This is a genomic window from Providencia stuartii (genome assembly GCF_029277985.1).
Lineage (GTDB): Bacteria > Pseudomonadota > Gammaproteobacteria > Enterobacterales > Enterobacteriaceae > Providencia > Providencia zhejiangensis.
On sequence record NZ_CP119546.1, the window covers coordinates 2,165,618 to 2,180,071 of the forward strand.

Consider the following 14,454-nt stretch of genomic DNA (forward strand, 5'->3'; position numbering starts at 1 on the left):
CTCCCTTATTGAATGGGGAAAGGTTAGTCTTTCGTTAAATCGAATTCAGCCCAAACGGGGGCGTGATCTGATGGTTTTTCCATTCCTCTGATTTCATAATCAATCCCTGTCGCTAAACAGCGGCGAGAAAGAGCCGTTGAGGCTAATAGTAGGTCTATACGTAATCCTCGATTATCATCAAATCCTTTTGAACGGTAGTCAAACCATGAATAACAATCATTGGTTTCAGGGTGCATGGCACGATAGGTATCGACTAAGCCCCAATTGAGTAATCTTTCCATCCATTCCCGCTCTTCTGGTAAGAAAGAACATTTCCCTGTTTTTAACCAACGCTTACGGTTTGCGTCACCGATACCAATATCGAGATCGGTTGGGCTAATATTCATATCACCCATGATTAACAGTTGTGACTCAGGTGTCTGAGTTGATGTAATATAGTCTTGTAAGTCCTGATAGAATTTTTCTTTGGCAGGAAATTTTGTTGGATGGTCGCGACTTTCACCCTGGGGAAAGTAACCATTCACGACAGTTAGCAGACCATTATTGGTCTCAATATCCGCCATAATAATTCTGCGTTGTGCATCGTCGTCGTCAGTAGGGAACCCTTTACGCACAGCGACAGGTTCACTTTTGGTCAATAGCGCTACGCCATAGTGGGCTTTTTGGCCGTGATAAAATACATGATAGCCTAGCTTGCTGACCTCATCATAAGGAAACATGTCATCATGAACTTTGGTTTCCTGTAGCCCGATCACTTCAGGCTGATGCTTATCAATAATAGCCGCCAATTGATGTGGGCGAGCACGGAGGCCATTTATGTTGAACGAGATAAATTTCATGGTCTTTTATCACCTGTTAGATATTGTCTGTACAGGGGGATTCTATCAGATGCGGAGTTAACTGTAACTATTAAAGAACTATTTAAACAGGACTTTAATTATGGGGAATAAATATTTTTTACCTTAATTATAATAATAACATTACATTCCAAATTTTAAGTAACATTATTAATTGTACAATTAATGAAAAATATGTTCATTGATTTCCAATTGGTGATTTATATTTAATGTGATTTAATAGTCGAGCCATAAAAAATAATGAAATGAAACAGTATAATATATTGCTTTGCATTGTTGGAAAATATAAAAATACTTTTATGAAATATTGTTACTCATTCAATGAAAAGTTAAATTAAAGTTTTCATCTGAAATGTCAAGTGATGGGCTATTCAACATATTGTTTTTAATGATTAATAATGTTGGATTCTGCATGTTTAATAAACAGAATGGGGTCATAGATATGTTCTTTTCAAGAAAATTAGAGGCATTTATGGCAGTTGTTGAAAATGGCTCATTAAGTAAGGCTGCTAGAGTGATGAACCGAACGACGCCACCTATCGCCAAGTCGATTAAAGATTTCGAAACCAGCTTGGGTAAGCGGTTATTTAAGAGAGAAAAATTTGGTATGACTTTAACTAAAGATGGACAAGAATTATATAATGACTTGCGCGATCTTTACTTGCAGGAGAAAGAAATAACTAAAAAACATTTCACGGGCTATATTGTCAATGAAGCAAATATTTATTATGACTGGGGGAAAGAAAACTTTCTTATTAATCTTTATCAAGCCGCTAATAAAAATAATGTCCAAATTAATATATTAAGATTTAATTATGAGGAGGTTGATGAAATAGTCGATTATGATGGAAATACACTAATTTTAAGTTCACAGCCAGTCGTGAGTGAGCGTTTTTCCTTACAACGAAAAATAGAAAATGCATCATTAGGAATTTTTTGTCGAAGTGAGCTATATCAAAAGCATCAACATAATATTATGGCACTATTAAAAAATTGCACTTGGTTATGTGACCCTGCATTCTATAAGAGTAATTTAATGGGGGAATTACTCGAAAAGGTGGAGCTTGAGGGTAACAAAGCAAGTGTTCGGCAAATGGATAACATCAGTAGTTGTCAAAGTTTTCTACAAGTGGGTGATTTTATTGCTATTATTGATTGTTATCCTGAGCATGAAATCGCGGACAACTTACTGCAATATATTCCCTTGAATTCCATTATAGATGAGTGTAGTTGCTATATTTATAAGTCTAAATCACATTCGAGTGTGTTAAATCGCTTTATGGATACTATTGATGATTTAGGTCAGGGAGTTGCTTGAATGGTGGTGGGAGAAGGATTCGAACCTTCGAAGTCTGTGACGGCAGATTTACAGTCTGCTCCCTTTGGCCGCTTGGGTATCCCACCAGATTTTGAATTGCTGTATTCGTTGACAGCGGGCGGCATCATATCAAATGACGCGCCCCTGTAAAGCATTAATTTTTAAAAGCTGTTTAAGTGCTGTTTTTTTACTCTGCATGCATATTTAAACAGCAGCTAAGTGTCTTACAAGATAATAGTTCTATTTCCGTAAACAAAAACGCGTTGCGCTAATACCCAATATAATGCATGGCTAAGCACGTTTTTTTCTACATCTCTACCCGCTCGCATCATATCGTCAGCAGTGAAGGTATGGTCTACATTAATGACGTTTTGCGTGATAATAGGGCCTTCATCAAGATTATCATTAACAAAGTGGGCGGTTGCTCCAATGATTTTAACGCCCCGTTCATATGCTTGATGATATGGACGGGCACCAATGAAGGCGGGTAAAAATGAATGATGAATATTAATGATTTGATTCGGGTAGTGCTGGACAAATGCGGGAGTCAATACACGCATATATTTGGCTAAAACAACATAATCAGGTTGGTATTGGTCGATTTGCGCAATCATTTTCTCATCATGCTGCTCTCGGGTTAAACCTTCATGGCTAATATGATGGAAAGGAATACCAAATTGCTCAACAAGGTTTTTTAGTGTGTCATGATTACCGATAACAGCTGCAATTTCAACGTCTAAGCCATCGTATGCGCTTTTCATTAATAGGTCACCTAAGCAATGAGCTTCTTTCGTAACCATAATCACGATGCGACGACGACCCGATGAATTTAATTCACGTTTTGAACCTACTGGTAATGCATCATCTAGGTCAGCGAGAAGGGTTTCATCATTAAAAATCCCTTCAAGCTCCGTTCTCATAAAGAACCGACCAGTACGATGATCAACAAATTCATTATTTTGGACTATGTTGAGTTGGTGCTTGTAACAAATATTGGTGATTTTAGCGATCAATCCTTTTGCGTCAGGACATATAGTGCGAAGGACTTTTTTTTGTACATTTTTTTGTTGCATGGAGGTGTCTGATCCTTAACTTACAAAGCGAATTGGCTATCATTCTTTCTTTGCGGCGACTTATGACTAGGCTCATAACGCTCTGGTGCACAAAGATCAATACTCTCTCTGTGAACCAGTTAGCCGCGTGAATGATAAAGCAAACAATTCAGCAAGCGATACATTCTGCATTTCCGTTACGATGGGTAAAACATAACCACTAATTATTGTTACAGCATTTTTTAAATTTTTTGCCGGAACCACATGGGCATAGGTCATTTCGACCCGTCTTAGGTGTCACACCATCTATGTAATACCAACGTTTATCTATGCGAAGAAAACGGGAACGTTCATGAATAAGCTGTTTATGATCAGCTTTTTCATCAATAAAGCAAGTTGAAAATTCGACATATCCTTCATCGCTATTTTTAGCATAAGAAGAACTAATAACACGAAGAGAGATCCATTTCGTTTGTGAGAAACTTTGTTGGAGTTCTTCTCGCCACTGTTCAGCCTGACAATCAGGATGCCAAGTTGCGATGAGATAATCCGCATTGTGTGTCACATACGCACTATAGCGGGATCGCATCAGTTGTTCTGGGGTTTCAGGCGTCGCTTTATTTTCGAGATAAGGTTGGCAACATTGGTCAAAAGGTGCGGTATTGCCACAAAAACAGCACTGGTTTAAGGATTGTTCCATCTTTTTACTCTATAAAAATAAGTATAGGTAATAAAAATAACTATACTTTAAAAGTGATAGTACAATGATTTTGTCATATGAATAATAGTATTGGTAGTTAATCGCCAATTATAGCCAGAAGTAGGTTCAACATGAAAAATAAAAAGATACTCATCGTTGAAGATGAAAAAATTTTTCGCTCAATGTTAGAAGGGTACTTACAAGCACAAGGTATGCAGGTTTTCGTCGCTGATAATGGTCAAAGCGCATTAATAAGACTCACGGTCGAAAAAATTAGGCCGGATGTTATTTTGTGTGATCTTAATATGCCAGTGATGAGTGGTGAGGCTTTTATGTCAGAACTGGTCGCTCAGCATATTCATATACCTGTCATTGTGATATCGGCGACAACCGACTTTACTCAGTTGGATCGTATGCTGAGGTTGGGAGCAAAAGATGCCTTATTAAAGCCAATCAAAAATTTAGAAGAGTTGAAAGTCACGATTCACGCCAATCTTTATCCAGAGCTATATGATAGTGAACTGATAAATACATTACATCCTCAAGATATCTCATCATTAATGGATTATGATGAGCAGGATATCATTCCTGTCTTAAAGCAACTGCAACCACCAGTAAATCAGGTTATTAATGGCTATCGAATTAATTACCGTCAATTAAATGCAATTAACCAATTTGGATTATTACTGGATTTAGCACCGATATCAGATACACAAATTGGTTTTTACTGTATTGATATTGAGCGTTCGCCTAGAGAAGGTATCATGGCAGCATTTTTGATCCGGGTTGTATTTAATGACTTATTAAAAAATGCGGTGAGTTTTCCTGATAAAAAGTTGCCGAAAATTGATAAAATTATTAATCAGATAAATTATTTATTAGAAGACTCTGGTTTTAGCGGGCAATTTCCAATATTGCTGGGGTATTTCAATACATATAATAAAGCAATTATTTTGGCTAGTGGTGGTTTGGAGGTTGAAGTATCTACCGAAAACGCACAATATAGCTTGTCACGAAGTGTTCCGCTAGGCACTTTAAAGCATCAACCCTCCAATCATTTGGATGTTCGAGGAACATTTTGGCAGTGTCGAATTTGGAATAATCATCAAAATATTAAATTAATGTTTAATCCAGAAGCTTAAGTTTTGTTTAAATTTAATCCATTAGATGCAATATCATTCCTTATTAGGGATTAGTACTATTTATCCAGAAATTATTCCTGTTATACTGCCTCGCACTAAAAACGCACCACATTATTACTGTTGATTTAGTCTATAGAATAAGGTGCTTAGGAGAATTCTGGAGTTATGACGAATATGACAAAAAGAAAGGTACGTAAGGCAGTCATTCCTGTTGCGGGTCTCGGCACACGTATGCTTCCAGCGACTAAAGCAATTCCAAAAGAGATGTTACCTCTTGTTGATAAGCCACTCATTCAATATGTGGTTAATGAGTGTATCGCAGCAGGTATTAATGAAATTGTTTTAGTCACTCACTCATCAAAGAACTCGATTGAAAACCACTTTGATACGAGTTTTGAACTTGAAGCTATTTTAGAAGCGCGTGTAAAACGCCAGTTACTTGATGAGGTGCAATCTATTTGTCCTAGTCATGTCACTATTATGCAAACGCGTCAAGGTATCGCTAAGGGATTAGGCCATGCAATTTTGTGTGCTAAACCACTTGTGGGTGATGAGCCTTTTGCCGTTATTTTGCCCGACGTAATTTTAGACCGCTATAGCACCGATTTAACGAAATTTAATTTGAGCGAAATGCTTGAACATTTTGAAGCAACAGGTGCGAGTCAAATTTTAGTCGAGCCTGTTCCAGAAGATGAAGTATCCAATTATGGTATCGTGGATTGTGATGGTGCGGTTTTACTTCCTGGTGATAGTAAACCAATCAGTCGTATGGTTGAAAAACCGAAGAAAGAAGAAGCGCCATCAAACCTTTCTATTGTTGGACGTTATGTCTTATCCGAAAAAATTTGGGATACATTGGCGAAAACAGCACCTGGAGCTGGTGATGAAATTCAATTAACCGATGCTATTGCCATCATGATGGAAAATAATGAACCTGTTGAAGCATATCACTTATGTGGTAAAAGCCATGATTGTGGTAATAAGCTAGGTTATATGAAAGCCTTTGTAGAATATGGGTTGCAGCATGATACTTTAGGCAAAGACTTTTCCCAATGGATTAAAAATTTATCACACGAGTTGAACAGTTCTAAATAACGCAGCTTCTCTCTATGATGATTGATAAAAGCTAACTGGAAGGTTGGCTTTTTTTGTTTGTTGATTTTAGAACAGTCGATAGTTAAGGGTAGTGTAATGTAAATTATTATTTAATTTAATTTACATATTGAATGGGTAAATACATCATTTTTTTGTATAACCCTAAATCTGATTATTCAATCACGCGTTTGAGGGTAGGGCAAATTACATAACTTTACTTTATGGTGTGACAAAATTTAAATCATAATGATAAATAACTTGGAGATAAAAAGTTCAACGACGGTTATAGCAGGTTGCGGTGTTTGGGTTAGGGGGCTTTTATTTAATACAGGGAATATTGGCGGTGCTATTTGTATAGACAGGCTTATATAATAAAAAAAACAAATATCAGATAAAAAAACGCCCTTATATTAGGGCGTTTTTTTGAATAAGGTTAAAATTTTAGATTAAGAAATCGTCCAAAGATTTACCTTGTTCTTCAATGGCAATCTTGATAACAGCTGGCGTACGGCCTTGGCCTGTCCAAGTTTTAGTTTCGCCATTTTCATCAACATATTTGTATTTAGCAGGGCGAGCAGCACGTTTAGCACGAGTGCTAGTGCCTTTACCTGTATCTAAAATTTGAACAAGTTCGTTTAGATCGATACCTTGTTCCTCTGCCATTTGACGGAAACTTTCCAGCTTACGGCTTTTCTCTTCTAGCTCTGCACGAGCTTGATTTTCTTCTTCACGACGTTCTTCAACAACGACGGTTAATTTTTCCAGCATTTCTTCCAGTGATTCTAAAGCAATTTCTCTTGCTTGTGCACGAAGAGTACGGATGTTATTTAATGCTTTTAAAGATTCGCTCATTTTCCTGGTCTCAAATTTAATTGTTGGCCTGTGTACACTAATAATAGAATGCTATTTTATTTTCTGCAATAGCTAATTTACACTATTAGTTTAAAAGTTATCTTTACCAAAAGCAATTTTTTTACAAAAGAAATATTAACTTTTCACTGATATATATATACCGCTATTATCAATATCCAAACTAATGAAAAACGGATTCAATTAACCGAAGTTTTTTTGGATTATAATTTGAGGTACTCACTCGTAAACGGTGACATCTTTATTAGTGGTAAAAGCTCAAATAAATGAGCCTAAACGTAAATTTTCTTTTTTTGATACAGCAGGCTAGCTATATGGTTGATAAAATAACAGGCTATTTTGCACAAACGATAGTTCGTTATTTTACCTGTTATAGGAGCAAAAAAGGTGTTTAGTATCAGTCTAAATTCATTAAAGCCAATAGAGTTTTGTGTATTGTGCTGTTTTTAAACCCTTAAAATGCGGATTGTTAATCTAATAACATGTTTTATGGTAAGATTATTTCGTTTATTAATTTAGAGGAACTAGGCTGATGGCTCAGCTATATTTTTACTATTCTGCTATGAATGCGGGAAAATCGACATCCCTGCTGCAATCTTCTTATAACTATAATGAAAGAGGAATGCGCACATTGATTTTCACCGCTGAAATCGACAATCGCTTCTCGCAAGGTAAAGTCTCTTCTCGAATTGGGCTGTCTGCGGATGCGTTACTATTTTCGCCTACAACGAATATGGCTGAAATCATCAAAAGTGAAAATGGGATAAAAAAGGTACATTGTGTCTTAATTGATGAGTGTCAATTTTTAACAAAACAGCAAGTTGAACAGCTATGCGATATTGTCGATAACTGTGATATTCCCGTTTTATGTTATGGCCTGAGAACCGATTTTTCAGGAGAATTGTTTGCGGGTAGTCAATATTTATTAGCATGGGCAGACAAATTAGTCGAATTAAAAACAGTGTGCTATTGCGGTCGTAAAGCAAATAAAGTGTTGAGAATAGGGAATGATGGTATTCCCGTCTACGAAGGCGCACAGGTCGATATAGGCGGTAACGAGAAGTATATTTCAGTGTGTCGTAAGCACTATACGGAAGCCATCGAACAAGCAAAACTAATGAATCAAGGGGTTATTCCTAAGGTTGCTATTCACTTTAATTAACGCTAACTAATTGATGGTTACTGGAAATAAAACAGAGGCAGGGCGTTATTAGTTGATAAAAGTGTATAATAAATAATTACTTATTATATTACCCAAAAAGGCACTGGTTTTTAATCAGTGCCTTTTTATTAATTGTGCAATTATTTAATTATTTCTTTGAATTTTTCTTTTCTGTTTTCGCGGTTGCGACAACAGGTTCTTCAGTAAATTCACGTCCATAATAGGAATCAAGTAGCAGTTGTTTTAACTCGGAAATTAATGGGTAACGTGGGTTTGCACCTGTACATTGGTCATCAAACGCGTCCTCAGACAACTTATCAACATGCGCTAAGAAGTCTGCCTCAGCAACGCCAGCTTCACGTATAGACTTAGGAATGCCTAAATCTGCTTTGATCTCTTCAAGCCAAGCCAATAGCTTCTCAACCTTCGTATCGGTACGATCACCCGCTTTCGTCAGACCTAAATGGTCAGCGACTTCAGCATAACGACGACGTGCTTGTGGGCGGTCATATTGGCTGAATGCGGTTTGTTTGGTTGGGTTATCGTTGGCGTTGTAACGAATCACATTACTAATTAATAGTGCATTGGCTAATCCGTGCGGTATATGGAATTCAGAACCCAGTTTATGGGCCATTGAGTGACATACCCCTAAGAAGGCGTTTGCAAATGCAATACCTGCAATGGTAGCGGCGTTATGAACACGTTCTCTTGCCACAGGGTTAGTCGCCCCTTCATGATAGCTAGCGGGCAGATAGTCTTTTAATAAACTCAGCGCTTGTAGTGCTTGCCCATCTGAGTATTCGTTCGCTAAAACAGAAACATAAGCTTCTAGAGCATGCGTCACAGCATCTAAACCACCAAATGCAGTCAACGATTTTGGCATGTTCATGACTAGGTTTGCATCAACAATCGCCATGTTAGGTGTTAGAGCATAGTCTGCTAATGGATATTTTTGACCTGTTTTATCATCAGTAACTACCGCAAATGGTGTCACTTCAGAACCAGTACCAGACGTTGTGGTAATAGCGACTAATTTTGCTTTCACGCCCATTTTGGGGAAGCGATGGATACGTTTACGGATATCCATAAAGCGTAATGCTAACTCTTCGAAATGGGTTTCTGGGTGCTCGTACATTACCCACATAATTTTGGCGGCATCCATTGGTGAGCCACCACCTAATGCAATAATGACATCAGGTTTGAAGGCGTTCATTTGTGCTGCACCTTTACGGACAACGGTTAAGGTTGGATCAGCCTCAACTTCAAAGAAGACGTCAGTTTCAATATGATGTTGTTTAAGGACATTAATGACTTCTTCGACATAGCCATTATTGAATAAATAACCATCAGTCACGATAAACGCACGTTTTGCGCCATCCGTTGCTATCTCTTCAAGGGCAATAGGAAGACAACCGCGACGGAAATAAATTGAGTTAGGAAGTTTATGCCATAACATATTTTCAGCTCTTTTCGCCACAGTCTTAGTATTAATTAAGTGTTTTGGTCCAACGTTTTCAGAGATGGAGTTACCTCCCCATGAACCACAACCCAGTGTGAGAGAAGGCGCTAATTTAAAGTTATATAGGTCACCGATACCACCTTGTGAGGCAGGGGTATTAATCAAAATACGCGCTGTTTTCATTTTCACGCCAAAATAATTAACGCGTTCAGCTTGGTTATCTTGATCTGTATATAAACAAGAAGTGTGACCAATTCCGCCCATTTCCACCAGTAACTCTGCTTTTTCTACGGCATCTTCAAAGTTTTTACCACGATACATGGCGAGTAGTGGGGAAAGTTTTTCATGAGCGAATGGTTCTGATTCATCAATGACTTTAACTTCACCAATCAGAATTTTTGTCGTCACAGGAACAGTGATACCGGCCATTTCTGCAATTTTGTAGGCAGGTTGGCCAACAATGGCGGCGTTGAGATTGCCATTTTTAAGAATAACGTCTTGAACGGCTTTCAGTTCTTTGCCTTGCAAAATATAGCCGCCATGGCTAGCAAAGCGTTCACGAACTTGATTATAGATTTCATCAACGACCACAACGGATTGTTCTGAGGCACATATCACGCCATTATCAAACGTTTTTGACATCAAAATAGAGGCAACAGCGCGTTTGATATCCGCAGTTTCATCGATCACTACAGGGGTATTTCCCGCACCTACACCAATAGCCGGTTTACCGGAACTATAGGCGGCTTTTACCATACCCGGACCACCAGTTGCTAAAATCAGATTGATGTCATCGTGATGCATGAGTGCATTGGATAATTCAACAGATGGCGCATCTATCCAACCGATGATATCTTTTGGTGCACCCGCGGCTATTGCTGCTTTTAGAACGATTTCAGCCGCTTTATTGGTTGCATTTTTTGCTCTTGGGTGTGGTGAAAAAATAATTGCATTTCGTGTTTTTAAGCTAATCAGCGACTTAAAAATAGCGGTTGATGTTGGGTTAGTGGTTGGCACGATACCACAGATAATGCCGATAGGTTCTGCAATTGTGATGGTACCGAAAGTTGGGTCTTCTGAAAGCACGCCACAGGTTTTTTCATCTTTATAGGCATTGTATATATACTCGGAAGCAAAGTGATTTTTGATCACTTTATCTTCAATAATACCCATGCCTGATTCTTCAACCGCCAGTTTTGCGAGAGGGATTCGTGCATCTGCTGCGGCAAGCGCCGCTGCGCGGAAAATACGGTCAACTTGTTCTTGAGAGAAGTTAGCGAATTCACGCTGAGCTTTTTTGACACGAGCAACGAGGTCATTGAGTTCGGTAACATTAGTTACTGACATAGAGATTACTCCTGATAAATGTTAAACTTTTTAAGCCAATGAGCAGTGCATCCAGAAACACAACGGTGTTACAAAAGTGAGTAGATAATTATAGTTTATATTTATTATCATACTTTGCTTATCCGCTTATTGGCTTAAAAAGCTTTTAAATCAATATGAAAAGCGTACTTTTCTTAAATTTTCTCTCCCTATCAGTTAAGAATAGATTAACATTATTCATATTTATTAACGTGATCTAAATCACAAAAAATCAAAACTGAAACCTTTCAGCATGGCAATTTTAGCCAAATTCGCTTCTTTTTTGGAAATTAACCCAAAATATCGTTATTACGCTGGTGAAATAGAGAAATAGCCTGCTTTTTGTATGCTTATTAAGCCGATGGTTAATCGTGGTAACTAAAACAAAACTTAGCACAATGTATTTCATTAATTTAATGATAAACTTTATCTATCGATCATTTTCTCAAACGAGACTTTTTGAAGGTGCTAATGAGTGGGTGCAGGATTACTTGATTTATCAGGCTATATAAAATTTTTTATCGGCCTTTTTGCGTTAGTAAACCCAGTAGGGATCTTACCTGTGTTTATTAGCATGACCAATTATCAAAGTAGTGCAGGGCGTAATAAAACCAATACGATCGCGAATACTTCTGTAGCTATCATTTTATGTACGTCCTTATTAATTGGCGATTCTATTCTTCAGCTATTTGGTATTTCTATTGATTCGTTTCGTATTGCGGGGGGGATCTTGATAGTGACTATCGCAATGTCAATGATCAGTGGGAAAATTGGTGAAGATAAACAAAATAAGCAAGAGAAAACAGAAACTGCCGTCCGTGATAGTATCGGCGTGGTTCCTCTTGCGTTACCTTTAATGGCAGGGCCAGGGGCAATTAGTTCTTGTATCGTTTGGTCATCTCGCTGGCATGGATGGCAAAATTTTATCGGCCTTGCGCTGACAAGTATTGTATTTGCATTTTGTTGCTGGTTACTGTTTCGTTCAGCGTCATTATTAGTTCGTTATTTAGGACAAACAGGTATCAACGTCGTGACGCGTATTATGGGCTTACTTCTGATGTCATTGGGGATTGAGTTCATTGTCACAGGTGTTAAAGCGATATTCCCAGGCCTTCTCTAATCCACTCCAAAAATGACTAATACCTCCGAATTAATCGTCACTAATATGGCGATTAATTAGGTTGTTATCGCATTAGTAATAATATTCTGAACGTTATAGTGCTTAAGCAATAAAGCGTATGTGGGTTTTTTTACTATCTCGTGTTAATAGAAAAAATAAAAGCCCAATATCATTATTTGATTATCATCAAAGGGATAATTTCACACATTAATGTGCTGTTATTTTGTACTATTATAGTCTGGCAATACTTATAATAATATGTCGCATTTTTTGTCAAAGAAGGTATAAAAAGTAAGGAAATGTGAGCTGAGTAAATTTTTACGCTATTTAATTTATCTAATGTTAATGATATGTTTAAACCAGTCCTTGGTATTTAAATATAGCAATAACAGATAAATCCTCTGTTAGTACCGTAAAATCATAATGTTTATTGATTTGTATAGTAACGATAGATTTCAGCATAATTACACAATGTTAACAATTTGTTGTTTTTTATAGGTGGTACTTGTGAATTATGAAAACTAATCTAAAAGGTGAGTGGTATCGCTAACTTAGGATATTACTTTGACGAAATAAGCCGATTAAGTGCTGGATTTTGTTGTAGCAACACTTATAACCTTTGAGGGTGATGATGAATTTTCTTTATAAGAGTTTGTGTTCACTACCTATTTTTTTAGTTGCATTTCATTCTAATGCCGCGCCTGTAGCGACGGCAGTTAAACAAGCTATTACGATTAATAATGGTTCTGAAGTTGCTTCATTAGATCCACATAAAGTTGAGGGTATACCGGAAACCAGTATTATCCTTAACCTGCTTGAAGGGCTCATTTATACGGATGTTGACGGTAAAGTCACGCCAGGCGTGGCTGAAAGTTGGACTAATGAGAATTATACCACTTGGGTATTTACGCTCAGAGATAATGCGAAATGGAGCGATGGTTCTCCTGTGACTGCCCAAGATTTTGTTTACAGTTGGCAGCGATTAGCTGATCCAAAAACAGGTTCACCTTATTCAAGTTATCTGCAAAGTGCCTATATTGAAAATGCTGCTGAGATTTTAAAAGGTCAAAAACCACTGGAGTCGCTAGGTGTAAAAGCACTCGATGAAAAACATTTACAAGTCACGCTGAGCCATCCTGTGCCTTATTTTATTGATATGCTTAACCATACGGCGATGAAACCCGTAAATAAGCAAGCAATTGAAAAATATGGGGATAAGTGGACGCAAAGTAATCATTTTGTCGGAAATGGCGCCTATTTATTGGATAAGTGGGTTGTTAACGAACGTATTGTTCTTAAACGTAACCCTTTGTATTGGAATAATCAGAATAGCAAAATAGATGAAGCAACTTTTTTAACCATTTCGTCGGAAGTCAGTGATGTCAATCGTTATCGTAGTGGTGAAATTGATATTAGTAATTCCGCTATTCCCCCCGTTTTATATAAAAAAATGCAATCAGAGCGACCAGATGAATTATATGTTCGTCCTTACTTATGCACTTTTTATTATGAGATTAATAATAACAAGCCACCTTTTACTGACCCCAGAGTGCGAGAAGCCATAAAACTCGGATTGGATAGAGACATTATTACTCATAAAATTATGGGACAAGGGCAGATAGTTGCTTATGGTTTTACGCCTACTTTTATTAATAATAGTGATTTTTCACCGCCTGAGTGGGCAAGTTGGAGTGATGAGAAACGCTATCAACGTGCAAAAGCGCTTTTAGCTGAAGCAGGCTACAATGCCGCGAATCCACTTAAATTTTCTCTGCTTTATAACACTTCTGATCAAAACAAACAGCAAGCCATAGTTGCTGCTTCCATGTGGAAAAAAAATATTGGGGCAGAAGTGAGCTTACAAAATCAAGAATGGAAAACATCATTACAAAGCCGCCACGACGGTAATTATGATGTCGTACGTGCGACTTGGTGTGCCGACTATAATGAGCCTTCTGCATTTTTGAACATCATGTCTTCAGATAGTAGTAATAATACCGCTTTCTATAAAAACCCTCAGTTCGATTCTCTATTAGAAAAAGCATTAGTTGCGCCTGATGATGCAGCGCGCAAGCAAATTTATCAACAGGCGGAGGCCTTGCTTGATCAAGATTCAGCGCTTATTCCTGTTTATTACCGAGTAAGTGTTCGATTGGTTAACCCAGCAATTGGAGGATTTAAAGGTAAAGACCCTCTTGATTATATGGATATTAAGCGGTTATATATAAACCAAACTAATAAATAGTACTAAAATAATATAATAAACAGTTTACCGCGTTGGTAAGCATCACAATCCACAATATAACAATGAAAT

General features: G+C 37.5%; 11 protein-coding genes and 1 tRNA gene. 6 read left to right on the forward strand and 6 right to left on the reverse strand.

From position 1 onward, the window contains the following. Positions 1–23 precede the first annotated feature (23 nt). Positions 24–839, reverse strand: a complete 816-nt coding sequence (gene xthA, locus P2E05_RS09450) for an exodeoxyribonuclease III (RefSeq protein ID WP_163861529.1) — start codon at positions 837–839, stop codon at positions 24–26. 460 nt (positions 840–1,299) lie between these two features. Between xthA and P2E05_RS21665 the strand changes: the two genes are divergently transcribed. Continuing rightward, complete coding sequence (locus P2E05_RS21665) at positions 1,300–2,175, forward strand: LysR family transcriptional regulator (protein ID WP_154635702.1); 876 nt, start codon at positions 1,300–1,302, stop codon at positions 2,173–2,175. A gap of 1 nt (position 2,176) precedes the next feature. Here P2E05_RS21665 and P2E05_RS09460 read toward each other — a convergent pair. The 3 genes from P2E05_RS09460 to P2E05_RS09470 all read right to left on the reverse strand — a co-directional run bounded on the left by P2E05_RS09460 (position 2,177) and on the right by P2E05_RS09470 (position 3,927). Next, positions 2,177–2,261, reverse strand: a tRNA-Tyr gene (locus P2E05_RS09460). A 138-nt stretch (positions 2,262–2,399) separates the two neighbouring features. Then, the gene (purU, locus tag P2E05_RS09465) at positions 2,400–3,248 is read right to left on the reverse strand and encodes a formyltetrahydrofolate deformylase (RefSeq protein ID WP_154623829.1); all 849 of its coding nucleotides are present in this window, start codon (positions 3,246–3,248) and stop codon (positions 2,400–2,402) included. Between the two features lie 199 nt (positions 3,249–3,447). After that, entirely contained in the window at positions 3,448–3,927 is a 480-nt protein-coding gene (locus P2E05_RS09470; protein ID WP_154623828.1) for a YchJ family protein, read from the reverse strand. A gap of 131 nt (positions 3,928–4,058) precedes the next feature. On the opposite strand from P2E05_RS09470, the gene rssB reads away from it, so the two are divergent. Together rssB and galU are read left to right on the forward strand one after the other, a co-directional pair. Next, a complete protein-coding gene (gene rssB, locus P2E05_RS09475) occupies positions 4,059–5,069 on the forward strand; it encodes a two-component system response regulator RssB (protein ID WP_154635699.1) in 1,011 nt (336 codons plus the stop codon). Positions 5,070–5,234: 165 nt separating this feature from the next. Beyond that, a complete protein-coding gene (gene galU, locus P2E05_RS09480; protein ID WP_251464099.1) occupies positions 5,235–6,164 on the forward strand; it encodes a UTP--glucose-1-phosphate uridylyltransferase GalU in 930 nt (309 codons plus the stop codon). A gap of 441 nt (positions 6,165–6,605) precedes the next feature. On the opposite strand, the gene hns is transcribed toward galU, so the two are convergent. Beyond that, the gene (hns, locus tag P2E05_RS09485) at positions 6,606–7,016 is read right to left on the reverse strand and encodes a histone-like nucleoid-structuring protein H-NS (protein WP_163861532.1); all 411 of its coding nucleotides are present in this window, start codon (positions 7,014–7,016) and stop codon (positions 6,606–6,608) included. 550 nt (positions 7,017–7,566) lie between these two features. On the opposite strand from hns, the gene P2E05_RS09490 reads away from it, so the two are divergent. After that, on the forward strand, positions 7,567–8,196 hold the full coding sequence (locus P2E05_RS09490) for a thymidine kinase (RefSeq protein WP_154623371.1): 630 nt from the start codon (positions 7,567–7,569) through the stop codon (positions 8,194–8,196). A gap of 148 nt (positions 8,197–8,344) precedes the next feature. Here P2E05_RS09490 and adhE read toward each other — a convergent pair whose 3' ends face one another. After that, entirely contained in the window at positions 8,345–11,002 is a 2,658-nt protein-coding gene (gene adhE, locus P2E05_RS09495) for a bifunctional acetaldehyde-CoA/alcohol dehydrogenase (RefSeq protein WP_154623668.1), read from the reverse strand. Positions 11,003–11,495: 493 nt separating this feature from the next. Here adhE and P2E05_RS09500 point away from each other — a divergent pair, with 493 nt between their 5' ends. Together P2E05_RS09500 and P2E05_RS09505 are read left to right on the forward strand one after the other, a co-directional pair. Then, on the forward strand, positions 11,496–12,140 hold the full coding sequence (locus tag P2E05_RS09500; protein WP_163861536.1) for a YchE family NAAT transporter: 645 nt from the start codon (positions 11,496–11,498) through the stop codon (positions 12,138–12,140). 628 nt (positions 12,141–12,768) lie between these two features. Next, a complete protein-coding gene (locus P2E05_RS09505; protein WP_410241963.1) occupies positions 12,769–14,385 on the forward strand; it encodes an ABC transporter substrate-binding protein in 1,617 nt (538 codons plus the stop codon). The last annotated feature ends 69 nt before the right edge of the window (positions 14,386–14,454 follow it).